This window comes from Phenylobacterium sp., from assembly GCF_016124325.1.
Classification (GTDB): Bacteria; Pseudomonadota; Alphaproteobacteria; order Caulobacterales; family Caulobacteraceae; genus Phenylobacterium.
In genome coordinates, this window is the sequence record NZ_WGNY01000046.1 from 1 (window position 1) to 24,139 (window position 24,139).

At 70.4% G+C, this 24,139-nt stretch carries 21 protein-coding genes and 1 tRNA gene; 12 read left to right on the forward strand and 10 right to left on the reverse strand.

From position 1 onward, the window contains the following. Nucleotides 1-96: 96 nt before the first annotated feature. Nucleotides 97-173 (reverse strand) — tRNA-Arg (locus GC203_RS22000). A gap of 154 nt (nt 174-327) precedes the next feature. Here GC203_RS22000 and GC203_RS22005 point away from each other — a divergent pair. Further along, a complete protein-coding gene (locus tag GC203_RS22005) occupies nt 328-2,253 on the forward strand; it encodes a PQQ-binding-like beta-propeller repeat protein (protein ID WP_293458906.1) in 1,926 nt (641 codons plus the stop codon). Nucleotides 2,254-2,306: 53 nt separating this feature from the next. Here GC203_RS22005 and dnaJ read toward each other — a convergent pair whose 3' ends face one another. Together dnaJ and dnaK are read right to left on the reverse strand one after the other, a co-directional pair. Next, a complete protein-coding gene (gene dnaJ / locus GC203_RS22010) occupies nt 2,307-3,464 on the reverse strand; it encodes a molecular chaperone DnaJ (protein WP_293458908.1) in 1,158 nt (385 codons plus the stop codon). 171 nt (nt 3,465-3,635) lie between these two features. Further along, the gene (gene dnaK / locus GC203_RS22015; protein WP_293458910.1) at nt 3,636-5,546 is read right to left on the reverse strand and encodes a molecular chaperone DnaK; all 1,911 of its coding nucleotides are present in this window, start codon (nt 5,544-5,546) and stop codon (nt 3,636-3,638) included. Nucleotides 5,547-5,840: 294 nt separating this feature from the next. Here dnaK and GC203_RS22020 point away from each other — a divergent pair, with 294 nt between their 5' ends. After that, the gene (locus GC203_RS22020; protein ID WP_293458912.1) at nt 5,841-6,704 is read left to right on the forward strand and encodes a dienelactone hydrolase family protein; all 864 of its coding nucleotides are present in this window, start codon (nt 5,841-5,843) and stop codon (nt 6,702-6,704) included. 64 nt (nt 6,705-6,768) lie between these two features. Here the strand turns inward: GC203_RS22020 and GC203_RS22025 are convergent, their stop codons facing one another. Then, the gene (locus GC203_RS22025) at nt 6,769-7,182 is read right to left on the reverse strand and encodes a hypothetical protein (RefSeq protein WP_293458913.1); all 414 of its coding nucleotides are present in this window, start codon (nt 7,180-7,182) and stop codon (nt 6,769-6,771) included. 143 nt (nt 7,183-7,325) lie between these two features. On the opposite strand from GC203_RS22025, the gene GC203_RS22030 reads away from it, so the two are divergent. Next, nucleotides 7,326-9,656 carry a DNA translocase FtsK gene (locus tag GC203_RS22030; protein ID WP_293458915.1) on the forward strand — a complete coding sequence of 777 codons (2,331 nt, stop codon included), beginning with the start codon at nt 7,326-7,328 and terminating at the stop codon, nt 9,654-9,656. A gap of 199 nt (nt 9,657-9,855) precedes the next feature. Beyond that, nucleotides 9,856-10,911, forward strand: a complete 1,056-nt coding sequence (ada, locus tag GC203_RS22035) for a bifunctional DNA-binding transcriptional regulator/O6-methylguanine-DNA methyltransferase Ada (RefSeq protein WP_293458916.1) — start codon at nt 9,856-9,858, stop codon at nt 10,909-10,911. Nucleotides 10,912-10,913: 2 nt separating this feature from the next. On the opposite strand, the gene GC203_RS22040 is transcribed toward ada, so the two are convergent. Further along, nucleotides 10,914-11,825 (reverse strand): thioesterase family protein, encoded by a 912-nt coding sequence (locus GC203_RS22040; RefSeq protein WP_293458917.1) that lies wholly within the window; start codon nt 11,823-11,825, stop codon nt 10,914-10,916. A gap of 267 nt (nt 11,826-12,092) precedes the next feature. Between GC203_RS22040 and GC203_RS22045 the strand changes: the two genes are divergently transcribed. Both GC203_RS22045 and GC203_RS22050 read left to right on the forward strand, forming a co-directional pair. Continuing rightward, the gene (locus GC203_RS22045; protein WP_293458919.1) at nt 12,093-12,926 is read left to right on the forward strand and encodes a cytochrome b/b6 domain-containing protein; all 834 of its coding nucleotides are present in this window, start codon (nt 12,093-12,095) and stop codon (nt 12,924-12,926) included. After that, nucleotides 12,923-13,702 (forward strand): molybdopterin-binding protein, encoded by a 780-nt coding sequence (locus GC203_RS22050; RefSeq protein ID WP_293458921.1) that lies wholly within the window; start codon nt 12,923-12,925, stop codon nt 13,700-13,702. The genes GC203_RS22045 and GC203_RS22050 overlap by 4 nt, the downstream gene beginning before the upstream one ends. Before the next feature lie 7 nt (nt 13,703-13,709). Here the strand turns inward: GC203_RS22050 and GC203_RS22055 are convergent, their stop codons facing one another. Beyond that, nucleotides 13,710-14,474, reverse strand: coding sequence for a phosphatase PAP2 family protein (locus GC203_RS22055; RefSeq protein ID WP_293458923.1), 765 nt, complete (start codon nt 14,472-14,474; stop codon nt 13,710-13,712). 123 nt (nt 14,475-14,597) lie between these two features. On the opposite strand from GC203_RS22055, the gene GC203_RS22060 reads away from it, so the two are divergent. The 3 genes from GC203_RS22060 to GC203_RS22070 are packed head-to-tail and all read left to right on the forward strand — an operon-like array spanning nt 14,598 to nt 15,750. Further along, nucleotides 14,598-14,978, forward strand: a complete 381-nt coding sequence (locus tag GC203_RS22060) for a DUF2089 domain-containing protein (RefSeq protein WP_293458925.1) — start codon at nt 14,598-14,600, stop codon at nt 14,976-14,978. Beyond that, the gene (locus GC203_RS22065) at nt 14,975-15,298 is read left to right on the forward strand and encodes a hypothetical protein (RefSeq protein WP_293458927.1); all 324 of its coding nucleotides are present in this window, start codon (nt 14,975-14,977) and stop codon (nt 15,296-15,298) included. The genes GC203_RS22060 and GC203_RS22065 overlap by 4 nt, the downstream gene beginning before the upstream one ends. Nucleotides 15,299-15,309: 11 nt before the next feature. Beyond that, nucleotides 15,310-15,750, forward strand: coding sequence for a hypothetical protein (locus GC203_RS22070; protein WP_293458929.1), 441 nt, complete (start codon nt 15,310-15,312; stop codon nt 15,748-15,750). Between the two features lie 138 nt (nt 15,751-15,888). Here the strand turns inward: GC203_RS22070 and GC203_RS22075 are convergent, their stop codons facing one another. Further along, nucleotides 15,889-16,656: a crotonase/enoyl-CoA hydratase family protein gene (locus tag GC203_RS22075; protein ID WP_293458930.1), complete on the reverse strand. Its 768-nt coding sequence runs from the start codon at nt 16,654-16,656 to the stop codon at nt 15,889-15,891. 97 nt (nt 16,657-16,753) lie between these two features. Here GC203_RS22075 and GC203_RS22080 point away from each other — a divergent pair, with 97 nt between their 5' ends. Further along, nucleotides 16,754-17,980: a serine hydrolase domain-containing protein gene (locus GC203_RS22080; RefSeq protein ID WP_293458931.1), complete on the forward strand. Its 1,227-nt coding sequence runs from the start codon at nt 16,754-16,756 to the stop codon at nt 17,978-17,980. A gap of 12 nt (nt 17,981-17,992) precedes the next feature. Here GC203_RS22080 and GC203_RS22085 read toward each other — a convergent pair whose 3' ends face one another. After that, on the reverse strand, nt 17,993-19,525 hold the full coding sequence (locus tag GC203_RS22085; protein ID WP_293458932.1) for an MATE family efflux transporter: 1,533 nt from the start codon (nt 19,523-19,525) through the stop codon (nt 17,993-17,995). A gap of 116 nt (nt 19,526-19,641) precedes the next feature. Then, nucleotides 19,642-19,824, reverse strand: coding sequence for a hypothetical protein (locus GC203_RS22090; protein ID WP_293458934.1), 183 nt, complete (start codon nt 19,822-19,824; stop codon nt 19,642-19,644). A gap of 99 nt (nt 19,825-19,923) precedes the next feature. On the opposite strand from GC203_RS22090, the gene rfbD reads away from it, so the two are divergent. Then, entirely contained in the window at nt 19,924-20,805 is an 882-nt protein-coding gene (gene rfbD / locus GC203_RS22095; protein ID WP_293458936.1) for a dTDP-4-dehydrorhamnose reductase, read from the forward strand. Between the two features lie 2 nt (nt 20,806-20,807). Here the strand turns inward: rfbD and GC203_RS22100 are convergent, their stop codons facing one another. Beyond that, on the reverse strand, nt 20,808-22,193 hold the full coding sequence (locus tag GC203_RS22100) for an amino acid permease (protein ID WP_293458938.1): 1,386 nt from the start codon (nt 22,191-22,193) through the stop codon (nt 20,808-20,810). Between the two features lie 112 nt (nt 22,194-22,305). Here GC203_RS22100 and GC203_RS22105 point away from each other — a divergent pair, with 112 nt between their 5' ends. Beyond that, complete coding sequence (locus GC203_RS22105; protein WP_293458940.1) at nt 22,306-24,051, forward strand: DUF885 family protein; 1,746 nt, start codon at nt 22,306-22,308, stop codon at nt 24,049-24,051. Nucleotides 24,052-24,139: the final 88 nt, after the last annotated feature.

A 24,139-nucleotide genomic window follows, 5' to 3' on the forward strand; every position in this document is an offset into this window, starting at 1 on the left:
GTGCGCCGCTCCCCATCGGGCGCAGGTGGTAGCGCGCTTCCGAGCGCCCGACCAGTGGGCGGACGCGCACGGACCTAGCGAGGGGAGGGATCAGCCTGGCGCACCCGACACGATTCGAACGTGTGACCTTTGCCTTCGGAGGGCAACGCTCTATCCAGCTGAGCTACGGGTGCGGGCCGAGCGGAGCGTGTCTCTAGCCGAAAGGGCGCGTCGCCGCAAACCTCGGGCGCGGATTTCAGGCGGGCAATCGTGCGGGAGCGCGCTGGAGCTAGCTTCCGCCGCAACGCGGGCCGTCGAAGGCCCGGTATGATCGGAGCAGGGGGAAGCATGGGCGTCTGGAAGCGGTTCGGTGGTTTCGCCGCCCTGGCCGGGGCGGCCGCGATCGTCGGCGCCGGGCTGGCCGGCGCAGGGATGCGGGCCGAGGCCCAGGCCACCGACGAGGCGCCGCCGCCCGGAAAGCTGGTCTACGATCAGCACTGCGCCGCCTGCCACAACGCGCCGGAGGCCGGCAGCCGGACGCCGCCTGTGGCGGCTCTGCGCAAGATGAGCGCCGAGACGATCTCCACGGCGCTCACCACGGGCGTGATGAAGCCCATCGGCGACGGCCTCGATCGCCGCCAGCTCCGCGACCTCGTCGCCTATCTCGCCGCGCCCGAGGGACCGGCCGGGACCGAGTGGATCGACCAGGCCATGTGCCCGGCCGGCCAGCGCGAGGTCGACCTGTCGGGCAAGGCCGCCCAGGCGGGCTACGGCGTCGACACCGACAATTCCCGCCGCATGAGCGCCGCCCAGGCCGGCCTGACCGGCAAGGCGGCGGCCGATCTGGAAGTGGCCTGGACCTTCGCCTTCCCGCGCACCTCGGGCCTGCGCGGCCAGGGCGTGGTGGTGGGCTCTACCCTGTTCTATCCGGCGGGCCAGGCAGGCTATCTGCTGGCGCTGGACACCCGAAGCGGCTGCGTGAAATGGGCGGTCAAGACGCCGTCCCAGCTGCGCGCCAGCCTGGCCTACGGTCGCCTGGGCCCGAACGGGCCGATGGGGCTCGTCGGCGGCGACATGGCCGGCCAGCTCACCGCCTTCGACGCGAAGACGGGCGCGGTCGCCTGGCGCGCCGACCCGCGCCACGACAAGACCGTGCCGCTGTCGGGCACGCCGATCTTCGCGGGCGACCGGATCGTGGTCCCGATCTCGGCCATCGACGTCGGCAACGCCATGCGCCCGACCTTCGAGTGCTGCAAGGCGCATGGCGCGCTGGCGGCGGTGGACGCGGCGAACGGCAAGGTGCTGTGGACCTGGCACACCATGGCCGACGCAACGCCGCTCGGGCGGAAGAACTCGCAAGGGGTTGAGATGTACGGCCCCTCCGGCGCGCCGATCTGGTCGAGCCCCTCGGTCGATCTGAAGGCAGGCGTCGCCTACACCGCCACAGGCGAGAACACCTCGCCCCCGGCCACGAACACCAGCGATTCCCTGGTCGCGGTCGACCTCGCCACGGGCAAGGAGAAGTGGGTGTTCCAGGCGCTCGCCAACGACGTGTGGAACATGTCGTGCCCGGTGGGCTCGCCCACCGGCGGCCGCAAGCCGGGCCCCAACTGCTTCTTCGCCGATGAAGGCAGCGTGCTGCGCGACCACGACTTCGGCGGCGGCCCGGTGATCTGGCGCGGGAAGGGCCGGACCCTGATCCTCGGTGGGCAGAAGTCGGGCGACGTCTGGGCGCTCGACGCCAGGACGGGCAAGCCGGTCTGGCATCACCAGTTCGGCAAGGGCACGCCGCTGGGCGGGGTGCATTGGGGCGTCGCCACCGACGGCGTGCGGCTGTTCGCACCGATCGCCGATCCCGGCGTGCCGCCGGCCGACAACGCCGCGGGCCTCTACGCCATCGACATCGCCAGCGGCAAGGTCGCCTGGTCGTGGAAGGCCACGCCTGACTGCGAGGGCGACCGCAAGGCCCGCGTTCCCACCTGCGGCGTTCGCTTCGGCCTCTCGGCGCCGCCGCTGGTCGTGGATGGCGCGGTGATCGCCGGCGGGTTGGACGGGCGGCTCTATGTGTTCGACGCCAAGAGCGGCAAGCTGCTCGCCACGCACGACACGGCCATGACCTATGCGCCGCGGAACGGCATCAAGGGCGCGGGCGGCTCGATCGACGCCGCCGGGCCCTTCGCCGGCGACGGCATGGTCTTCGTCAGCTCGGGCTACGGCAGCTTCGGCCAGCAGGCCGGCAATGTGCTGGTGGCGTTCCGGCCGAAGTCAAAATGACCTGTCACCCCGGCCCAGGCCTGCGATAGCAGGCCGCCGAGCCGGGACCGATCCTAGGCCTGGCCGGTCACGTTCTCCCAGAACCGCTTGGCCTTGCCGGTGAAGCCGGCGGCCTTGGGGTGCTGCTGCTCGCCGCAGGTCTCGGCCAGTTCGCGCAGCAGTTCCTTCTGGCGGGCGGTGAGCCCGGTGGGCGTTTCCACGAACAGCTCCACCACCAGATCGCCGCGCTGGCGCGAGCGGAGCGAGGGCATGCCGCGTCCCTTCACGCGCACGGTGCGGCCGGTCTGGGCGCCTTCGGGCACCTGGACGGTGATCTTGCAATTGCCGTCGCAGTTGTCGCCGCCCAGCAGGCAGGGGGCCTCGATCTCGCCGCCCAGGGCCGCGACGCACATGGGCACCGGCACGGTGCAGAGCAGGTCCAGGCCGTCGCGCTCGAACAGGTCGTGCGGCCGCACCGAGACGAAGATGTAGAGATCGCCGCGCGGACCGCTGCGCAGGCCCGCGTCGCCTTCGCCGGCGAGGCGGATGCGCGCGCCGTCGTCCACGCCCGGCGGGATGCGTACGGCCAGCTTGCGATGCTTCCGAACCAGTCCGTGGCCGTGGCATTCGAGGCAGGGGTCCATGACCATCTGGCCCGAGCCGCCGCAGCGGGGGCAGGTGCGCTCGATGGAGAAGAAGCCCTGGCTGGCGCGGACGCGGCCGGCGCCCTGGCAGGTCGTGCAGGTGGTGGGGCTGGTGCCGGGCTTGGCGCCGGTGCCTTCGCAGGCCTCGCAGCTCAGCGTCGCGGGCGCCTCGACCTCGACCTCGGCGCCGGCGTAGGCCTGCTCCAGGGTGATCTCCAGGTCGTAGCGCAGGTCGGCGCCGCGCGCCGGCCCGCTGCGCTGGCGCTGGCCACGGCCGCCGAACATGTCGCCGAAGACATCGCCGAACACCTCGTTGAAGATGTCGTGGACGTCGTGGAACTGGGCGCCTCCGCCCATGCCGCCCTGGCCGTTGACGCCGGCGTGGCCGAAGCGGTCGTAGGCCGCCCGCTTCTGCGGGTCGGACAGGACCGAATAGGCCTCGTTGACTTCCTTGAACCGGCCGGCGGCTTCCTCGCAGCCGCCGTTGCGGTCGGGGTGATGTTCCATGGCGAGCTTGCGGAAGGCCGCTTTGAGCGCGGCCTCGTCGCAACCGCGGTTCACGCCCAGGATCTCGTAATAGTCCCGCATGAAAACGTCAGGTGCTCAGAATCTGGTGGAATGAAAGGTGAGCGGCCCCCCGCCCGGCTGCAAGGCTCGTGGCCGCGCGGGCGGGGGAACCGGTTACCGCGAAGACGGCGGCGACGTCCCCATGGTCCCCTTCATCGCACTGTTGGCGTTGGGGGGCCATGGGACGCCTCGTCACGCCGACTTCTTCTCGTCGCCGTCGACTTCCTCGAACTCCGCGTCGACCACGTCGTCCGAAGAGCCGCCAGGAGCTTCGGCGGCGCCTTCGCCCGCCTCGCCCTGCTGGGCCTTGTACATGGCCTCGCCCAGCTTCATGGACGCCTGGATCAGCGTCTGGGTCTTGGCCGAGATCGCTTCGGCGTCGCCGCCCTCAAGCGAGCCCTTCAGGTCGTCGAGGGCCGTCTGGATCGCGCCGCGCTCGGCTTCGCTCACCTTGTCGCCGTGCTCGGCCAGCGCCTTCTCGGTCGAGTGGATGACCGCGTCGGCCTGGTTCTTGGCCTCGACGGCCGCCTTGCGCTTCTCGTCGTCGGCCTTGTGGCTCTCGGCGTCCTTGACCATGGCGTCGATGTCCGAGTCCGAGAGGCCGCCGTTGGCCTGGATGCGGATCGACTGCTCCTTGCTGGTCGCCTTGTCGCGAGCCGACACGTTGACGATGCCGTTGGCGTCGATGTCGAAGGTGACCTCGACCTGCGGCACGCCGCGCGGCGCCGGCGGGATGCCGACCAGGTCGAACTGGCCCAGCATCTTGTTGTCGGCCGCCATCGGACGTTCGCCCTGGAAGACCCGGATCGTCACGGCCGACTGGTTGTCGTCGGCGGTCGAGAAGGTCTGCGACCGCTTGGTCGGGATCGTCGTGTTGCGCTCGATCAGCGGGGTGAACACGCCGCCCAGGGTCTCGATGCCCAGGGTCAGCGGGGTGACGTCCAGCAGCAGCACGTCCTTGACGTCGCCCTGCAGCACCCCGGCCTGGACCGCGGCGCCCAGCGCCACGACCTCGTCCGGGTTCACGCCCTTGTGCGGTTCGCGCCCGAAGAACTCCTTCACGGTCTCGACGACCTTGGGCATGCGGGTCATGCCGCCGACCAGGATCACCTCGTCGATGTCGGACTTCTTGAGGCCCGCGTCCTTCAGGGCGTTCTCGCACGGGCCGATGGTCTTCTGGATCAGGTCCTCGACCAGGGCCTCCAGCTTGGCGCGCGACAGCTTGATGTTCAGGTGCAGCGGGCCCGACGCGTTCATCGAGATGAAGGGCAGGTTCACCTCGTACTGGGTGACGCTGGAGAGCTCCTTCTTGGCCTTCTCGGCCTCTTCCTTGAGGCGCTGGAGGGCCAGCTTGTCCTTCCGCAGGTCGACGCCCTGCTCCTTCTTGAACTCGTCGGCCAGGTAGTCGACGAGGCGCAGGTCGAAGTCCTCGCCGCCCAGGAAGGTGTCGCCGTTGGTCGACTTCACCTCGAACACGCCGTCCCCGATCTCGAGGATGGAGACGTCGAAGGTGCCGCCGCCCAGGTCGTAGACGGCGATCTTCTTGCCGTCGTTCTTCTCGAGGCCGTAGGCCAGCGCCGCAGCGGTGGGTTCGTTGATGATCCGCAGGACCTCGAGGCCGGCGATCTTGCCGGCGTCCTTGGTCGCCTGACGCTGGGCGTCGTTGAAATAGGCCGGGACGGTGATGACCGCCTTCTCGACCTTCTCGCCGAGGTGCTGCTCAGCGGCTTCCTTCATCTTCTGCAGGATGAAGGCCGAGACCTGCTGGGGTGAATAGTCCTTGTCGTGGGCCTTCACCCACGCGTCGCCGTTCGGACCCTTCACGATCTCATAGGGCACCATGCCCTTGTCCTTCTCGACCATCGGGTCGGAGAAGTTGCGGCCGATCAGGCGCTTGATCGCGAAGAGGGTGTTGGCGGGGTTGGTCACCGCCTGGCGTTTGGCGGGCTGACCGACGAGGCGCTCGCCGTCGTCCATGAAGGCCACCACCGAAGGGGTCGTCCGCGCGCCTTCGGCGTTCTCGATCACTTTCGGGGCCTTCCCGTCCATGATGGCCACACACGAGTTGGTCGTGCCGAGGTCGATGCCGATAATCTTGCTCATAGCCTAGGTCTTGCTCGCTCCTTGTTGGCGGACGTCGCGGGTGGGCCTTCTAATGAAGCGCCCGAGGAAAAGCGACGGCCCCGGTTCGAATAAGTGCTCCACCGCCTCCGCTTTCCCTAAACGGAACCCGGCGTCGACTGCGATATGGGGAACAACGGGGACCCTGCAAGGGCGAATGTCCCTAAACTTTGCATGGATATCGCGCCCTGGCGGCCCGTCTGGACTCGTCGCCTGGCCCCGCGCAGGATCGCGCCGGGTTCAATCGCCGCGTCCCACCGCGGCTTCGAGGCGGACATGGTCACACTCACGCGTCCCGAGGGCAACTGGGCGGGGGATCTCGATCTCACGAGGCGCTCGATCGCGCTGGCGCTGGCCGGCGGCTACGCGGTCGCCGCGTTCTCCGCGGAGGCCGAGCCGATCCATACCGACGAAACGGGTCTCGTGACCGCCACGGTGGAGATCGCCGCCGCCGACCGGGCGATCCCCGGCTACCTCGCCCGGCCTGCGACGGAAGGCCGCTCCCCCGTCGTCTTCGTCTACAGCGAGATCTTCGGCGTCCACGAGTGGGTGAAGGACATCTGCCGCCGCCTGGCCAAGGCGGGCTACGTGGCGCTCGCGCCCGACTTCTTCGTCCGCGCGGGCGATCCGTCGACGCTCACCGACTTCCCGGCGATCATGAAGATCGTGGGCCAGGCGTCCGACGCCCAGGTCACCTCCGACACCGCCGCCGCGCTCAAGTTCCTGAAGGCCCAGCCGTGGGCCGACACGGGCCGCATGGGCGTGACCGGCTTCTGCTGGGGCGGCGGCAAGACGTGGCTGGCGGTCGAGCGCTTCGCCGAGTTCAGGGCCGGCGTCGCCTGGTACGGGCCGCTGAAGCCCAATCCCTACCCGCAGACGCCGCCGATCGAGCTGGCGGCCGACCTGCATGCGCCCGTGCTTGGCCTCTACGGCGGCAAGGACAGGGGCATTCCCGCAGAGGATATCGAGGCGATGCGCGCGGCGCTCAAAGCCGCTGGCAAGACCGACAGCGAGATCGTCGTCTACCCCGACGCCCAGCACGGGTTCCTGGCCGACTATCGCCAGAGCTACGACCCGGCCGCGGCGGCCGACGGCTGGGCGACGATGCTGGCCTTCTTCAAGGCCCACGGGGTCGAATAGGCCCAGAGCCTTCCCGCAGCCCGTCCGGGCGGGTGAGCCGGCGTCGATTTCACCCTGAGGGGCCCTAGAACGGCGGTTCCTCGATCCTCGGCGCAGGCTTGGGCGTCGGCGCCTTGGGCTGGGCCTTTTCGGCGGGCTCCGCGGCCTTCTCCGTTGGGGGCTGGGCGCCGCCAGCCGTCGCGGCCTGCTCGGCCTCGGCCTTGGCGCGCGCCGCTTCCTCCTTCGCCGCCTTCTCGGCCTCGATCCGTTCGCGCTCTTCCTCGGTGAGCGGCGGCGGGGCGGGCGGACCCTCGATCCGCTCCTCAACCAGGGGCTGGGCCTCCTGGGCTTCGATCACCGGCGTCGCCGCGCCCGAAGCCGACGCCTTCTCGCCCGGCAGGCGCGCCGGCGGCTGGGCCGTCACCACGCCCACGGCGAACGACGCCAGGCATGCGCCGCCCAGCGCCAGGGCGACGATCTGCAGAATCGGACGCGGCATCGACCAGTTCATGGGCCGCGACCCTAGTCTGCTCGCCAGCGTCGCGGAAGGCCCGCCGCGCGGGGCGGCGATCACGGTAAACGCGCGATTAACGGTCCGTGCCGCAAACAGGGCGGAATCCTGCTTCTGGAGGCGATTTGGGGATGGCGCGGGCGGCGCGAAGGACCGGCGGGGAGCTGATGCTCCACATCGCGAAGCTCGCCTGGACGCACCCGGCGACAGCGCGCCTGCGCGGCGGAATCACCGCGGCCTTCGGCGTGGCGCTGGCCGCCGCCTTCGCCACCTACGACGCCGCCGACCCGAGCCTCAACGCCGCCAGCGGCCATGCGCCAACGAACGCGCTGGGCGGGTCGGGCGCGGTGCTGGCCGACATCGGCGTCCAGTCGCTGGGCGCGGCCGCCGGCCTGGCCGCGCTCCTGATGGTCACCCTGGGGCTGTCGCGGGTCGCCGATCCGGATCCCGATTCGAGCCGGCTTCGCCTGCGGCTGCGCGCGGCGCTGGGCGGCCTGGGGGTGGCGGGGCTCGCCGGCGCCCTGGCGCTGGCCCCGACGCCTGCGGCATGGCCGCTGGCCAAGGGCCTCGGCGGCTTCTGGGGCGACGCCCTGCTGGACGGCTTCGCCGGCCTCATCGAATACGCGCGCCTGCCGATGGGCGCGCCGATCGCCTGCGCGGTGCTGGCCGTGGCGGGCGTGGTGGCGCTCGGCTACGGCCTCGGCCTCTCGCGGGTCGACGTGGGCCGCCTGGCCGCCGCCCTGGCCCCCAAACCGGGCCTGAAGGCCGCCAAGCCGCCCGAGCGGCCGGCGCGCGTGGCGCGCAAACCTGTTCTGGAGAGCGTGACGCCTGGCGAGGCCCCCGACGCGGCGCCCGAGCCCGCCGTGTCGGACGGGCCGACGCTGAAGGTGAAGGCGCCCAAGGCCGCGCCCAAGGAGAGCGTGCGCGAGCAGAAGGAGGCTCAGGCCACCTTCGCCTTCGCGCAGGACGGCGGCTTCCAGCTTCCCGAGCTCTCCATGCTGGCCAAGGCCAAGCCGCGCGCGGCCCAGTTCGACGAAGGCGCCCTGCGCCAGAACGCCCAGCTCCTGGAGAGCGTGCTCGCCGAGTTCGGCGTGCGGGGCCAGGTGGACCAGATCCGCCCGGGTCCGGTGGTGACGCTCTACGAACTGGTTCCGGCCGCCGGCGTGAAGTCGGCGCGGGTGGTGGCGCTCGCCGACGATATCGCGCGCTCCATGAGCGTCGCCTCGGCCCGCGTCTCGGTGGTGCCGGGCCGCAACGCCATCGGCATCGAGCTGCCCAACCAGCGGCGCGAGACGGTCTATCTGCGCGACCTGCTGGCCGCGCCGGAATACGAGCGGGGCGGCCAGGTGCTGCCCGTGGCCCTCGGCGAGACGATCGGCGGCGAATCCTACATCGCCGACCTGGCCAAGATGCCCCACCTGCTGATCGCAGGCACCACCGGCTCGGGCAAGTCGGTGGGCGTCAACGCCATGATCCTGTCGATCCTGTACCGGCTGCCGCCCGACCAGTGCCGGCTGATCATGATCGACCCCAAGATGCTGGAGCTGTCGGTCTACGACGGCATCCCGCACCTGCTGGCGCCCGTCGTCACCGATCCGAAGAAGGCCATCGTCGCGCTGAAGTGGACCGTGCGCGAGATGGAGGACCGCTACCGCCGCATGTCGAAGATCGGCGTGCGCAACATCGCCTCCTACAACGAGCGCGCCCGCGAGGCCGCCGCCAAGGGTGAGCATTTCGAGCGGACGGTCCAGACCGGCTTCGACGACGCCGGCCGCCCGATCTTCGAGAGCGAGAAGATCCGGCCCGAGCCCATGCCCTATCTCGTCGTCATCATCGATGAGGTCGCCGACCTGATGATGGTCGCCGGCAAGGACATCGAAGGCGCCGTGCAACGCCTGGCCCAGATGGCGCGCGCCGCCGGCATCCACCTGATCATGGCCACCCAGCGCCCGTCGGTCGACGTGATCACCGGCACCATCAAGGCCAACTTCCCGACCCGGATCAGCTTCCAGGTCACCTCCAAGATCGACAGCCGCACCATCCTGGGCGAGCAGGGCGCCGAGCAACTCCTGGGCCAGGGCGACATGCTCTACATGGCCGGCGGCGGGCGCATCACCCGCCTGCACGGCCCGTTCGTGTCGGACGGCGAGGTCGAGGCGGTGGCCAAGTTCCTGCGCGACCAGGGCGTGCCTTCCTATCTGGACGAGGTCACCGCGGGCGGCGACGAGGACGGCGAAGCCGGCGACCTCGGCCTCGGCGGCGAGGAGAGCAACGATCTCTACGACCGCGCCGTCGCGGTCGTCACGCGCGACGGCAAGGCGTCCACCAGCTACATCCAGCGCCGCCTGCAGATCGGCTACAACCGCGCCGCCTCGCTCATCGAGCGGATGGAGCAGGAGGGCGTCGTCGGGCCCGCCAACCACGCCGGCAAGCGCGAGATCCTGGTTTCCGCCGCCCCATAGGCGAAACGGCCGCCGCCCGCAGGCGACGGCCCCGGGTCTGGCGCCTTGCCCGACGCCTGAAACTCCGCCCCTTGCTGTCGAATTTTCTCCCGTGGATTCCGCGCCTCCGCCCCATATTGAATTCGACAGCAAGCGCCGGAGTTTTCGGGATCGGCGCGCGCGCTAGGCCGAGGGTCAGCCTTCGCCAAGGAGCATCGCCATGCTGACCCACACGCCCGCCGACGAGGTCCGCTGGATCGCCGTCGCCGCCAAGGACCGCGCCGCCGACGGCCGGTTCGTCTACGCCGTGCGCACCACCGGGATCTTCTGCCGCCCCTCGTGCCCCTCGCGCCCGCCCAAGCGCGAGAACGTGGCCTTCTACGAGACCGCCGAGGCCGCCGAGGCCGCCGGGTTCCGTCCCTGCCAGCGCTGCCGCCCCACCGGCGCCTCGCAGGACGAGCGCCACGCCGCGATCGTGGCCGCCGCCTGCCGCGCCATCGAGGCGGCCGAGACGCCGCCCAGCCTCGACGATCTGGCCGACGCCTCGGGCCTCAGCCGCTTCCACTTCCATCGGGTGTTCAAGGCGGTGACCGGCGTCACGCCCAAGGCCTACGCCGACGCCCACCGGGGCCGCCGCGTGCGCGAGGAGCTGGCTGGCCCGGGCACGGTCACCCAGGCCATCTACGACGCCGGCTTCAACTCCGGCGGCCGCTTCTACACGCAGGCCGGCGGGGTGCTGGGCATGACGCCCACCCACTATCGCAAGGGCGGCGAGCGGGCGGCCATCCGCTTCGCCGTGGGCCAGACCTCGTTGGGGGCGATCCTCGTGGCCGCCACGAAGAAGGGCGTCTGCGCCATCCTGCTGGGCGACGATCCCGACGCCCTGGTCCGCGACCTGCAGGACCGCTTCCCCCGGGCCGAACTGCTGGGGGCCGACGCCGGGTTCGAGGCCCTGGTCGCCCAGGTGGTCGGCCTCGTCGAGCATCCCGGACTGGGCGCCGACCTGCCGCTCGACATCCGCGGCACGGCGTTCCAGCAGCGGGTCTGGAAGGCGCTGCGCCAGTTGCAGGCCGGCGAGACGGTCAGCTACGCCGAGGTCGCCCGCCGGATCGGCCGGCCCAAGGCCGTGCGCGCCGTGGCCCAGGCCTGCGCCGCCAACAAGCTGGCCGTGGCGATCCCCTGCCACCGCGTCGTGCGCAACGACGGCGCGCTCTCGGGCTACGCCTGGGGCGTCGAGCGCAAGCAGGCGCTGCTCGACCGCGAGGCGGCCGCCTAGAACTAGAGCGTGAGCCCTTCCACCACCTCGGCCCGCGCCCGGGCCGCGTCGTCGTCGCCAAGCGTGATGATCTTGCGGGTCTCCAGGTCGAACGAGACGGCGATGGCCTCGGCGCTGGCCCAGGGGCGGCCGGTGTCGGGATCGAGCATCCAGTGTACGAGCCGGCGGATGCGGGCGTCGGCGCCGGCGGTTCCCGAGCGCAGCTCGACCCGGTCGCCCGCCCGCGGCCAGGCATGGTGGACCAGCCGGTACTCCAGCGCCGCGCCGCCCGGCTGCTTGGCGGCGGCCGCGCCGGGCCGGCCCTTGGCGAAGACGTGCGGGACCGCTTCGGAAAGGCGCTGCATGAACCCCTCGGTGCGCATGCGCCCGAAGGCGTCGCACTGGGCGGCGTCCACCACGCCCAGGCCGGTGCGGACGAGGCCCAGCGCCTCGGCGCGCGCCAGACTCGCCTGGGTCTCGACGGGCTCCAGCCCGATGGAGCGCGGCGCGGCGCGCTCGGGGACTTCGGCGGCCAGCGCCTTCGCGCGTTCGCGCATGCGCTCGGGCCAGGCGAAGGCGCGCCCTTCGCCGGCCGTGGCGTGGGCGACCACGGTCTGGAAACTCGCCGCCAGCTCGCCGTCGGGATGGCGCATGAGAAACAGCAGGCGGGCGTCGGTCTCCGACATGTCGAGCACGCCCGCGCCGATGGCGAGCGGCGCGCCTGGCCGCGCCTCGCGCAGGAAGCGGATGTGCTGCTCGCGCACGATCAGGGTGGCCTCGGACGACGGCGCGAACGCCTGGGCCATGCCCAGTTCGGCCGCCAGCCCGGCCAGGGCCTCCATCGACTTGGCGACGTAGAAGCCGACGTTCAGGTGGCCCATGCCGTCGCATTCCCAGGCCGCGACGCCGCCCCGCCAGACTTCGATCTCAGCCACGCCCTGCTCCCCGTTCGACGCCGGGGAGCTTAGGGACCGGGCGACTGGCGGCAAGGCCCGTGCGCTTAGGTTATGGTCACGATGTAACCTTTGTACTTCGCCGACGAACTAGAGCCCGTCAGGGTGAAGTGGATGTCGGTTCACCCGCCCGGACGGGCTCTACACTCTTGAAGATCGAGCCTTCTTGTCCGGCTCAAGTGGTCCCACTTGATACGGGAGGGCTCTAGAGCGGGGCAGACTGGCGCAGCAGGCGAGGGATGGACGGCTATGGCTGAGAAGAGGCGCCCCGAGAAGGTGCTGGTGCGCCGACATTCGGCGCTGACCCGGATCACGCACTGGCTGAACGTGCTGGCGATCAGCATGCTCCTGATGAGCGGGCTGCAGATCTTCAACGCGCACCCGGCGCTCTACTGGGGGTCGGCCTCCAGTTTCGACCAGCCCTGGATCTCGATGTCCATGAAGGAGGTGGCCGACACGCCGCGCGGCGTGACCACGCTGGGGCCGCTCACCTTCGACACCACCGGGCTGTTCGGCTGGTCGGGCGCGCCCGGCATGCAGGAGAAGCGCGGCTTTCCCGCCTGGGCCACCATCCCCAGCTACCGGTCGCTGGCCGACGGGCGGCGCTGGCACTTCTTCTTCGCCTGGTTCTTCGTGATCAACGGTCTGGTCTACCTCGCCTGGGGCCTGATCGGCGGCCACATCCGCAAGGACCTCTGGCCCACCCGCGACCAGCTCTCGCCGCGCCACCTGCTGCACGAGATCGCCACCCACGCCCGGCTCAAGTTCCCCAAGGGCGAGGAGGCGCGGCGCTACAACGCCCTGCAGAAGCTGGCCTATCTGGCGGTGATCCTGGTGCTGCTGCCGCTCATGCTGCTGACCGGGCTCACCATGTCGCCGGGCTTCGACGCCACGGTCCCGCAGCTGCTCGACCTGTTCGGCGGCCGCCAGTCGGCCCGCTCGATCCACTTCATATCGGCCAGCCTGATCGTGGCCTTCGTGGTCCTGCACCTCGTCATGGTGGTGGTCTCGGGCCTCTGGAACAACATCCGCTCGATGATCACCGGCCGCTACGCGATCGAAGTCGAAGGAGACGAGGCGTGACCAAGACCGCCAACCGCCGCCGCTGGCTCACCGGCGCGGGCGTAAGCCTGGGATCGCTCTGGCTCGCCGCCTGCGACCGCCTGACCGCAAGCCCCGCCTACATGAAGACCTTGGCCTCCGCCGAGGGCCTGACGCGGCGCGCCCAGCGCCTGGTGACCGACCGCAAGGCGCTCGCCCGCGAGTTCAAGCCGGCCGACCTGTCGCCCTGGTTCAAGCCGAACGGCACCATTCGGCCGGCGGACCCGGAGTACGTCGCCCTGCTGGCCGAAAACTTCGCGAACTGGCGTCTGGAGATCGGCGGCCTGGTGGAACGACCCCTGTCGCTCAGCCTCGCCGAACTGCGCGCCCAGCCGTCACGCACCCAGATCACCCGCCACGACTGCGTCGAGGGCTGGTCGGCCATCGGAAAGTGGAAGGGCGCGCGCCTTGGGCCGCTGCTGGACCGGGCAGGCCTGAAGGAGAACGCCCGCTACGTGGTCTTCCATTGCGCCGACCGGCTCGGGGCGGGCGAAGGACCGGAAGGCGGCAAGTACTACGAGAGCATCGACCTGATCGACGCCTACCACCCGCAGACCATCCTGGCCTACGAGATGAACGACGCGACCCTGCCCGTGGCGCACGGGGCGCCCGTGCGGCTGCGGGTCGAGCGCCAGCTCGGCTACAAGCAGGCCAAGTACATCATGCGCATCGAGGTCGTGGACCGTTTCGACCAGATCGGCCGCGGCAATGGCGGCTTCTGGCCCGACCGCGGCTACGAATGGTACGCGGGGATCTGATCGTCCCTCAGTACGGGCTCTTGGCCACGATCGCCGCCTCGGCCGCGCAGGCGGCGGGATCGGGCGCGGGGCCGGCCTTGCGGGCGGCGGCCACCTCCAGGCGGGCGGCGTCCATGTCCTTGCGGAACGCCTCCTGGCCGTGCAGCGCGGCCACCACGATCGAGGCGTTCAGCCGCCCGGCCTCGACCGCCGACAGGTTGTGCACGCCGCAGACGAGGCGGCTTTCGCCGAACGCCCTGGCGCGGGCCAGGATGGGCGTCGCCCGGTCGGGCGCCAGCTCGGCCATGACCAGGCCGATCGTCCAGCCCCAGGTGTTGTGGCCGGAGGGATAGTCGGGGCTGGCCGCGAGGCCGGCGTCCTTGGGCACGCAGATCGGGCCCTCGTCGACCAGGTAGGGCCGCTTGCGCTTGTAGAAGTCCTTGGGCCGGTTGGTCGCCCGGCCGACGTCGAAGGCCAGCTTGGAGATCATCGCCGACGTCTTCGGCGCGTTCTGGGGTGTCAGTTCCACGCCCAGCGAGCAGGCCAGGTCCTTCATGATGGCGCGCGAGTCGACGTCGCCCTGCGCCATCTTCCAGCGGTCGGAGCCCTCCAGGCGCCGGGTGGCGAGATAGACCGTGCGGTCGGCCTCATAGCGCGTCGTCCCGGCCTCGGGCGCGGGCGGCAGGATCGCGATCGTGTCGGGCGCATCGTCGCCGAGATAGCCGTGGGGCGCCGGCGCGGCCGCCAGGAGACCCGCGGCCGCAGCCGCCAAAAGAATCGCCTTTGTCCGCATCGCTGATCGCCTCCTGCCTCAGGGGGTGTCGCAGACGGCGGCGGCGGTTTCAACTCCACAAGGCCTCGGTCGCGGTGATATTAAAAAACTTGACTCAGAGATTGAGTTTTTTAAATTCGAGTCATGACGACGACCAAGAAACAGGATTGGCACGCGCTCACCGAGCTGACCCAGGGCCGGCCCATCGTGGTCGAGCGCGTGCGCCTGGAGGATCGCGGCGTCGCCATCGAAGGGGCTTTCGAGCTGCCGAAACTGGCTCAACTCGCCGCGGAGGATCAGGTGTTCGTAGCCGCTTTCGTTCGCAGCCACGGCTCCATCAAGGAGATGGAGCAGGTGTTCGGCGTGTCCTATCCGACCGTGAAGGCGCGCCTGAACCGTATCGCCGCCATGCTGGAGCTGGTGGAGGTCGATCCCAAGCCCAGCCGCAGCGAAACCCTCGAGCGCCTCAAGCGCGGCGAGATCACGGCGGAGGACGCCATCGCCGAGCTGGAGGGCAAGCGATGAGCCCGCAGGTCGCGCCCATCCGGCGCGGAAGCCTGGCCGCCATCCGCGAGCGCGCGTTGCGCACGAAACGCGCGCGGGGCGAGACGCCGGCCGCGGCCGAGCGCTCGCGCCGCGTGAGCCTGTGGCTGCCGACCAGCATCATCTTCGTCCTGCTCGCCCCGTTCGCGATCCTGCTGACCCCGCTGCTGTTCCTGCTGCCGCGGCCCTACCGCCCCGACCCCTCGGCCGTGGTGATCCTCGGCGAGGCCCTTCTGTCGCTCAGCGGCACGCATGTGGAGGTCGACACCCCGGCCGCCCGCGTCCGCCTCCACCTCTTCTGAGGAGCCGTCCCATGGACGCCGATCGCCGCTCGATCCTCGACATGCTCGCCGCCGGCAAGATCAACGCCGACGAGGCCGAGCGCCTGCTCGGAGCCCTGGATCGCTCCGCCGCGCCCGCCTCGACCGCGCCCGAGCCCGGCGCCCATCCGTCCAACCGGCCCAAGCCCAAGTACCTGCGCGTGGTGGTCGACACCGACGAGCCGGGCGACGGCGGCCCCACGAAGGTGAACGTCCGGGTGCCCATGCAGCTGCTGCGCGCCGGCGTGCGGCTTTCCAGCATCATTCCGCCCAAGGCGCGCGAGGAGGTGAACGCCGCTCTGCGGCGCGAAGGCGTCACCTTCGACGTCAATCAGATCAAGCCCGAGAACCTGGAGGACCTGATCGAACAGCTCGGCGAGCTCACCGTCGACGTCGACCAGGAAAGGACCAAGGTCCGGGTCTTCTGCGAATAGGCCTCCCAAGCCTATGACCTGCGTCGCCTGAGCCGCTCCGGCGCGCCTGGGCCCACGATCCCGTGCTCGAGATATCCCCGCGGCCGCGTGGGTCGTGGACGGCTGGGCCATGCCCGGCCGTGACGCGCTCTTTCTCGCTTAGAAGGCCCCGCCGCGGCCCTGGCCGGCGGCGAAGCGGCTGGCGCCTTCGCGTGACGAGCCCGACCTCAGCGTCTCCATGCCCACCTCGATCTCGAAAGCCTGGGCCTCGTCCCAGTCCAGCGACCACTGCTTCAGGGCCGAGAGGCGGTCGTTGCGCATGCAGAGCTGCGGGAACGCCGAAAGCTGGCGGGCGAGCTCCAGCGCCGCGTCCAAGGCCTGGCCCTTCGGCGCGAGCCGGTTGGCGAGCCCGATCTCATAGGCCTCCCGGGCGTCCACCGGCCGGCCGGTCAGGATCAGGTCCATGGCGCGCGAATGCCCGATCAGGCGGGGCAGGCGCACGGTGCCCAGGTCGATCAGCGGCACGCCGAACCGGCGACAGAAAACGCCAAAGACCGCGCCCTCGGCCGCCACCCGCAGGTCGGCCCAGCACGCGACTTCGAGGCCGCCCGCGACGGCCGGGCCCTCGACGGCGGCGATCACCGGCTTGCCCAGCGCCAGCCGCGTGCAGCCCATCGGCCCGAAATCGCCCGTCGCCTTCACGGGATTGCCGCCGCCCTGGCTGATCGCCTTGAGGTCGGCGCCGGCGCAGAAATGGCCTCCGCGCCCGGTCAGAACGGCCACGTCCAGGCCCTCGTCGGCATCGAAGGCCTTGAAGGCGTCATAGAGCGCCTGGGCGGTCGCCGCATCCACGGCGTTGCGCCGCTCGGGGCGTTCGATGGTGACGATGGCGGTGCGGCCGTCGCGCGCGAAGCTGACCGTGGACATGGGGGTCTCCTTCTCCGGCGCGCATCGTCGTGCTTGCGACCGCGGGGAAGGCAAGGGCAAAACCGTGGGCGAGGACAACGCACGAACGGGGACGGACATGGGCAAGGCCAAATCGCACGGTTTCTCCAAGGCGCGGCTGGAGCGGATCGACCGCTTCCTGCTGGAGAAGTACGTCGGCCCCGGCCGCCTGCCCTGCGCCCAGTTCCTGCTCGCCCGCGACGGCGAGGTGGTCCACCAGACCCTGCTCGGCCAGCAGGACCCGGAGCGCGGCGTCCCCATCGCCGAGGACACGGTCTACCGCATCTATTCCATGACCAAGCCGATCACCTCGGTGGCGCTGATGACCCTGGTGGAGGAGGGCCTGATCGCCCTGGATGATCCGGTGGCCAGGCACATTCCCGAGTGGAAGGATCTGGGCGTGTTCTCGGCCGGGCTGGAACCGGCCTTCCTGACGACGCCCACCAGCCGCCCCATGCAGGTCGTCGACCTGCTGCGCCACACCTCGGGGCTGACCTACGGCTTCCAGAGCCGCACCAACATCGACGCCGCCTACCGCAAGCTCAAGCTCGAGGACATGCACGGCGAACACGACCTGGAGACCATGATCCACAAGCTGGCCAAGCTGCCGCTGGAGTTCTCGCCGGGCGAGGCCTGGAACTATTCGGTCTCCACCGACGTGGTCGGCTATCTCGTCCAGAAAGTGGCCGGCAAGCCGCTGGACCAGGTGTTCGCCGAACGCATCTTCGAACCGCTGAAGATGACCGACACCGGCTTCTTCGTCCGCGACGACCAGAAGGACCGGTTCGCCGCCTGCTACAACGCCGCCCCCGGCGGCAAGATGAAGCTGCAGGACGACCCGAAGAAGAGCCCCTACCTGAAGCCGCCGGCTCTGCTTTCGGGCGGTGGGGGCCTTGTCAGCACCGCCGCCGACTACATGCGCTTCGCCGCCATGCTGGTGAACGGCGGCGAGCTGGACGGGGCGCGCATCCTGGCGCCCAAGACGCTGAAGCTGATGGCGTCGAACCACCTGCCCGGCGGCCAGGACCTGACCCAGCTCTCGCGTTCGCTGTTCTCGGAAAGCACCAACGCCGGGGTGGGCTTCGGCCTGGGCTTCGCGGTGGTGTTCGATCCCGCCCAGACCCTGATCCCGTGCTCGCCGGGCGAGTTCTACTGGGGCGGCGCGGCCTCGACGGCGTTCTGGGTGGATCCGCTGGAGAAGGTCACGGCGGTGTTCATGACCCAGCTCCTGCCGTCGTCCACCTATCCGATCCGCCGGGAACTGCGGACGCTGGCCTATTCGGCGCTGATGGAGTCCAACGGGTAGGGCGGGGAGCGCTCAGCCCGCCTTCTCCGGCTCCTTGGCCTCGCGGGCGGCTTCGGCCAGGGCCTCGGCTTCCTCGATCATCGGCTGGCCGAAGCCCGTGTCGGGCTCGTCGGTGGCCGGCGTCGTCGTGGTCAGCATGCGGGCCTTCCGCCACCCGCCCCACATGAAATAGCCGCCCGCCAGGATCAGGGTGGTGAGACTGCCGATCGGGAAACTGAGCCATAGCCCGTCCACGCCCATGCGCGGCTCCAGGATGTTGGCGAGCGGAATGCGGACCACCCACAGCGACACGATCATCGCCACAAGGGGCGGCCAGACCGCGCCGGTGGCGCGCACCACGCCGGAGAAGATGAAGGCGATGCCGAAGAAGATGAAGCCCCACAGCACGTACGAATTGATGTGCACCGCGATGGCCAGGGCAGGGCTGGAGGCCGGCAGGAACGCGCGCAGCACCCAGGGGTCGGCCAGGTAGATCGTCAGCACCGGGATCCCGGTGAACAGGAAGGCGTAGAGCACGCCGCTGCGAGCGACGCGTTCCACCCGGTCCATCTTGCCCGCGCCCACGTTCTGGGCGGCCATGGAGGAGACCGCCGCGCCGAGCGCCATGGCCGGCATCTGCACGTAGGTCCAGACCTGCGCCGCCGCGCCGTAGGCCGCGGCCGTCTCCACCCCGTGCCGGTTGACGAGGCTCATCATGGTCACCGCCGCCAGCGAGGTGACCATCATCTGGAAGCCCATCGGCAGGCCCTTCATCACCAGGGTGCGGATGAGGCCGAAGTCGGGGATGAGCATGCGGAACTCGCCGGGCCGCAGCATGAGGACCGAGCCCGAGCGGTAGAGATGGACGATCATCGCCGCCAGCGTGACCGTCTGCGAGATCAGGGTGGAGGTGGCCGACCCGGCGATGCCCAGCCGCGGGAACGGCCCGATCCCCATGATCAGCAGCGGGTTGAGCGCGATGTCCATGCCCACGGCCAGGAGCGAGAAGTAGAACGGCGTGCGCGAGTCGCCGGTCCCTCGCTGGGCCATCATCACGTACGAGAAGAAGTACATGAACGGCATGGCCGAGAAGATCACCCGCAGATACGCGATGGCGTCTTCCCGCGCGCCGGCCGGCGTGCGCATGGCGTCCAGAATGTGCGGCGTCAGCGCGGCGCCCAGCACGCCCACGCTCAGCGAAACGAAGATGAAGAAGGCCGTCGACGTGCCGACCACCCGCTTGACCATCTCCGGGTCGCGCGCGCCCATCGCCTGGCCGATCATGATGTTGGAGGCCATCGACAGGCCGAACACCGCGCCCAGCATCAGGAACATGATCTGGTTGGCGTTGGATGTGGCCGTGAGCGCCGCCTCGCCCAGCACGTGGCTGACCCAGACCGCGTTGGCCGAGCCGTTGAGCGATTGGAGGATGTTGGAGCCCAGCACCGGCAGGGCGAAAAGGATCAGCGCGCTGCCGATCGGCCCCGTGGTGAGGTCCGGCCCCTTGCGGCCGGCGAACCCGGGCGGACCGCCCGGTCCCCGCGCCGCTCCTGTCCGCGCCTCCAAATGCCCCACTCCCCACGCGCCGCGCGGCCGGACGTCACCGGCCGCTCAGCCTCCCATACCGTTCTTTGGGGATTTGGGACCACCGGTTCAAGGCGGCGCGATCGCCGCGGGCCCGATCAGGCCGCCAGGGTGAGGAGGTGTTCTCCGGCTTCCCAGATCTCAACCGCCGCCGCCGCCTTCTGCTCGAGCACCTCGCGGGCGCGTCGGATCAGGTCGGCGCGCTGGCAGGTCAACGCCTCGAAGGTCCGCTGGCCGGCGTCGTCGCAGACATAGAGCTCGAATGTGCGCGCCAAGGTCATCACCCGCCATTCTCCCGCGTCTGCGGAGGCGACATTGATCAATCTCAAATCCGGCGCGCCGGGCGCTTGAGACGCCGAGGTTTCGGGCTATGAGGACACATGCCCGTAAAGATCCTGCAGTTCGGAACCACCGGTCAGCTTGGCGTCGAGCTTCTACGCCAGGCCCCGGCTCACGACGTCGCGGTGACGGCGCTGTCCCGCGCGGATTGCGACCTGGCCGATCCGGCCTCGGCCGCCGCGAAGGTGATGGAAGCGCGGCCCGACCTCGTGGTGATCGCCGCCGCCCATACGGCCGTGGACCTGGCCGAGAGCGAGCCGGAACGGGCGCGCGCGATCAATGCGCTTACGCCCGGCGCGATCGCCGCGGCCGCCCAGGCCGTTGGCGCGGCGGTGGTCAACGTCTCGACCGACTACGTCTTCGACGGCGCGGGCGGCGCGCCCTACGCCGAGGACGCGGCGACCAATCCGCTCAACGTCTATGGCGCGAGCAAGCTGGAAGGCGAGAAGGCGGTGGCGGCGGCGAACCCCCGCAGCCTCAACATCCGCACCTCGTGGGTGGTCTCGTCCCACGGCAAGAACTTCATCAAGACCATGCTGCGGGTGGCCGCGGCCGGAAACCCGCTGAAGGTGGTCGACGACCAGAGCGGTCGGCCCACCTCGGCGGCGGACCTGGCGGGCTTCATCCTGGATCAGGCGCCGCGCCTGGCGGCGGCCAAGGCCGGCGATCCCGTCTTCGGGACCGTGCATTTCGCCAACTCGGGCGAAGTCACCTGGCGCGGCTTCGCCGTCGCCATCTTCGAGGAGGCCCTGGGCGACAAGGCGCCCGAGGTCGGCGCGACCACGACCGCTGAATATGTCACGCCTGCCCGCCGGCCGCTGCGCGCGACCATGGACCTGGGCAAGCTGCAACGCGTGTTCGGCGTCACGCCCCGGCCTTGGCGCGAGGCGCTGAAGGAGATCGTCGCCGAACTGGCGGCCTGACCTCAGGCCGCCGCCAGCAGGCTCCGGGTGCGGCCGTAGACGAGATAGGCGACCACGCCGATCGCGTTCCAGATGAAGAAGAAGGTGATCGTCTTCGCCGACAGGCTGGTGAAGAGGTAGGCGCAGCCGAGCACGGCGCCCGGGGCCACCACCCAGACCAGAGGCGTCACGAACGGGCGCTCAAGGTCGGGGGCGCGGCGGCGGAGCGCCATCACGGCCACGGCGGTGGCGATGAAGGCCGCCAGCGTGCCGGCATTGGCGAGCGAGGCGATCTCCGACAGGGGCATGACGCCTGAGACGATCGCGGCGATGACCCCGGTCATCAGGGTGACGGCCCACGGCACGCCGCGGGTGTTCACGGTCGAGAGCCACCGCGGCAGCAGCCCGTCGCGGGCCATGGCGAAGAACACCCGGGTCTGGCCGAACATCATCACCATGATCACCGTCGGCATCGCCACCACGGCGGCCCCCGCGATCACCGCCGCCGCGCCCGGCTTGTCGAGCTGCTTGAGCACGAAGGCCAGCGGCTCGGAGCTCTTGGCGAAGGCCTCGAACGGCTGGGCGCCCAGGGCGCAGGCGGCCACGGCCATATAGGTCAGCGTGCAGAGCGCCATGGAGCCCACAATCCCGATCGCCAGGTCGCGCTTGGGGTTCTTCACTTCCTCGGCGGCCGTGGAGATGGCGTCGAACCCATAGAAGGCGAAGAAGATGATCGCGGCGGCGCCCATCACACCGTACTTGGTCCCGTCGATCTCGTGCGCGCCGAAGCCGAACGGCGCGAACGGGGAAAAGTGGCTGGCGTCGAAGTGGGGCAGGGTGAAGGCCACGAAGGCGGCGAGCGCGGCGATCTTCACGCAGACCAGGATGAAGTTCAGCGTCGCGCTCTCTCGCGTGCCCACGAGCAGCATGCCGGTGACCGCCAGGGCGATGAAGATCGCGGGCAGGTCGATCGTCCCGCCGGCCAGGAGGGCGTCCGGGACAATGCCGCGCAGGAAGCCCGAGGCGTAGCCCGACCAGCCCACAGACACCGCCCCGCAGACCAGGGTGTATTCGAGGATCAGGCTCCAGCCGACCACCCAGGCGAGCAGCTCGCCGAGGCCGACGTAGGAATAGGTGTAGGCGCTGCCCGCCTGGGGCATCAGCGCCGCCATCTCCGAATAGCAGAGCGCCGCGGCGGCGCAGACCGCGCCGGCCACCGCGAACGACAGGATCACCGCCGGCCCCGCCAGCCCCGCGGCCACGCCGATCAGGGTGTAGATGCCGGTGCCGACAATCGCGCCCACGCCCAGGGCGATCAGGTGCGGCCAGCTCAGCGTCTTCTTCAGGTGGCCGTCGCCCTCGGCCGGCGGCGGGCCCGCGATGGGCTTCATGCGGGTGACGAAACTCATGGGCGGCGATCCTTCAGCACGCGGCGACCATGGCCTGCTCCGGCCGCGACTGCCAAGCCTTGGCGCCGGCGCCAAGACAGGCCAGCCTGCCGACGCTCAATCGGAGTTCCCTATGCGCAGCCTGCTGTTCGCCGTCGCCGCCCTTCTCGCCGCCGGTCCGGCGTTCGCCCAGGCGTCGGGCGGCGGCCCGCTGGACCGGCTGGTGGCCGATTTCGACGACTATGCGCTGAGCCAGAACCCGATCCTGGCGGGGCGGGAGGGCGACCGGGAGGCGCTCGCCAAGCTGCCCGACGTCTCGCCCGGCGCCGACGTGCTGCGCCGCTCCACCTACGAGGAGATGAAGGCGCGGCTGGAGGCCATCGACCCCAAGGCTCTGTCGCCGGACGGCCGGCTCAACCGCGACTTCCTGGCCTGGACCCTGGACCGGCGGTTGAAGAGCCTCGACTTCGACCAGGCCCGCATCCCCTTCAACAGCGACGAGGGCTTCGACGCCGAGCTGGGCTACCTCGCCTCCACCATCCACCTCGACACCGAGGCCGACGCGCAGGCGTGGCTCAAACGGCTGAAGGCGGCGCCGACCTACTATGCGCGCAACGTCGAGAACGCCCGGCGCGGCGTCAAGACCGGCTTCACCCAGCCGCGGGTCATCTCCGAGATCGTCGCCGCGCGCGCCAAGGCCGCCGCGGAGGTCCCGCCGGAGACCGATCCGCTGCTCAAGCCGTTCGAGGGCGCGAGCCTTCCCGCCGACCGGCTGGCGGCGCTGAAGGCCGAGGCCGTCGCCGTCATCCGCGACCAGGTCCGCCCGGCCCAGCGCAGCTTCGCGACCTTCATGGCCAAGGAGTACCTGCCGGCCAGCCGCAAGACCCTCAGCATCCGCTCCGTTCCCGGCGGAGAGGCCTACTATCGCTGGCTCGTGGCCGACCACACGACCACCGACCTGACGCCCGAACAGATCCACGAGATCGGCCTGAAGGAGGTCGCGCGCATCCGCGCCGAGATGGAGCAGGCCAAGGCCGAGGCCGGCTTCGACGGCGACCTCGCCGCCTTCATCGCCATGCTGCGCAAGGACCCGCGGTTCTACGTGACCACCCGCGAGGACCTGCTGGAGAAGGCCGCGCTGATCAACAAGCGCACCGACGACCTTCTGCCGCGCTGGTTCGGAACCTTGCCGCGCCTGACCTTCGGCGTGCGCCCGGTGCCGGCCGAGATCGAGGAGGGCTACACCTCCGGCCGCTATTTCGAAGGCGCGCCCAAGCAGGGGATCGCCGGCGGCTTCATGGTCAACACCAGCCACCTCGACCAGCGGCCGCTCTACGAGCTGCCCGCGCTGGCGGCGCACGAGTCGATCCCCGGCCACCACCTGCAGATCGCGCTCGGCCAGGAGCTGGAGGGCGTGCCGGCCTTCCGCCGCAACGCCGACGTCACCGCCTTCGTCGAGGGCTGGGCGCTCTACGCCGAGCGGCTGGCCGGCGAGATGGGCATGTACCACGACCCCTACGAACGGTTCGGCATGCTCTCCATGGAGATGTGGCGCGCCTGCCGGCTGGTGGCCGACACCGGCATCCACTGGATGGGCTGGAGCCTGGACCAGGCCCGCGAGTGTTTCGCCGACAATACCGCCCTGGCGCCCCACAACATCGACGTCGAGCTGGTCCGCTACGTGGCCTGGCCCGGCCAGGCGCTGGCCTACAAGATCGGCCAGCTCAAGATCCTGGAGCTGCGCGAGAAGGCCCGGGCGAAGCTGGGCGACCGGTTCGACATCCGCCGCTTCCACGACACCGTGCTGCTGGCGGGGCCCCTGCCGCTCAACCTGCTGGAGGGGCGGGTCGACGCGTGGATCGCGGAGGGCGCGAGGTAGCTAGCGGAGGTCATGAATGTTCTTGCTGCGTTCTCGACTCAGCGCCCTGCGCAAGATAGGCTTCCAATTCGCGTGTGACAGCAGGGGG

Excerpts from the sequence above, each read along its gene's own strand:
- GC203_RS22075 (WP_293458930.1), bottom strand. The coding sequence starts at position 16,656 with ATGTCCACGGTCAGCTTCGCGCGCGACGGCCGCACCGCCATCGTCACC.
- GC203_RS22090 (WP_293458934.1), bottom strand. The coding sequence starts at position 19,824 with ATGACCTTGGCGCGCACATTCGAGCTCTATGTCTGCGACGACGCCGGC.
- GC203_RS22080 (WP_293458931.1), top strand. The coding sequence starts at position 16,754 with ATGGGCAAGGCCAAATCGCACGGTTTCTCCAAGGCGCGGCTGGAGCGG.
- GC203_RS22055 (WP_293458923.1), bottom strand. The coding sequence starts at position 14,474 with ATGCGGACAAAGGCGATTCTTTTGGCGGCTGCGGCCGCGGGTCTCCTG.
- GC203_RS22105 (WP_293458940.1), top strand. The coding sequence starts at position 22,306 with ATGCGCAGCCTGCTGTTCGCCGTCGCCGCCCTTCTCGCCGCCGGTCCG.
- GC203_RS22065 (WP_293458927.1), top strand. The coding sequence starts at position 14,975 with ATGAGCCCGCAGGTCGCGCCCATCCGGCGCGGAAGCCTGGCCGCCATC.
- ada (WP_293458916.1), top strand. The coding sequence starts at position 9,856 with ATGCTGACCCACACGCCCGCCGACGAGGTCCGCTGGATCGCCGTCGCC.
- dnaK (WP_293458910.1), bottom strand. The coding sequence starts at position 5,546 with ATGAGCAAGATTATCGGCATCGACCTCGGCACGACCAACTCGTGTGTG.
- GC203_RS22060 (WP_293458925.1), top strand. The coding sequence starts at position 14,598 with ATGACGACGACCAAGAAACAGGATTGGCACGCGCTCACCGAGCTGACC.
- GC203_RS22030 (WP_293458915.1), top strand. The coding sequence starts at position 7,326 with ATGGCGCGGGCGGCGCGAAGGACCGGCGGGGAGCTGATGCTCCACATC.
- GC203_RS22005 (WP_293458906.1), top strand. The coding sequence starts at position 328 with ATGGGCGTCTGGAAGCGGTTCGGTGGTTTCGCCGCCCTGGCCGGGGCG.
- GC203_RS22070 (WP_293458929.1), top strand. The coding sequence starts at position 15,310 with ATGGACGCCGATCGCCGCTCGATCCTCGACATGCTCGCCGCCGGCAAG.
- GC203_RS22045 (WP_293458919.1), top strand. The coding sequence starts at position 12,093 with ATGGCTGAGAAGAGGCGCCCCGAGAAGGTGCTGGTGCGCCGACATTCG.
- GC203_RS22020 (WP_293458912.1), top strand. The coding sequence starts at position 5,841 with ATGGTCACACTCACGCGTCCCGAGGGCAACTGGGCGGGGGATCTCGAT.
- rfbD (WP_293458936.1), top strand. The coding sequence starts at position 19,924 with ATGCCCGTAAAGATCCTGCAGTTCGGAACCACCGGTCAGCTTGGCGTC.
- GC203_RS22100 (WP_293458938.1), bottom strand. The coding sequence starts at position 22,193 with ATGAGTTTCGTCACCCGCATGAAGCCCATCGCGGGCCCGCCGCCGGCC.
- GC203_RS22025 (WP_293458913.1), bottom strand. The coding sequence starts at position 7,182 with ATGCCGCGTCCGATTCTGCAGATCGTCGCCCTGGCGCTGGGCGGCGCA.
- dnaJ (WP_293458908.1), bottom strand. The coding sequence starts at position 3,464 with ATGCGGGACTATTACGAGATCCTGGGCGTGAACCGCGGTTGCGACGAG.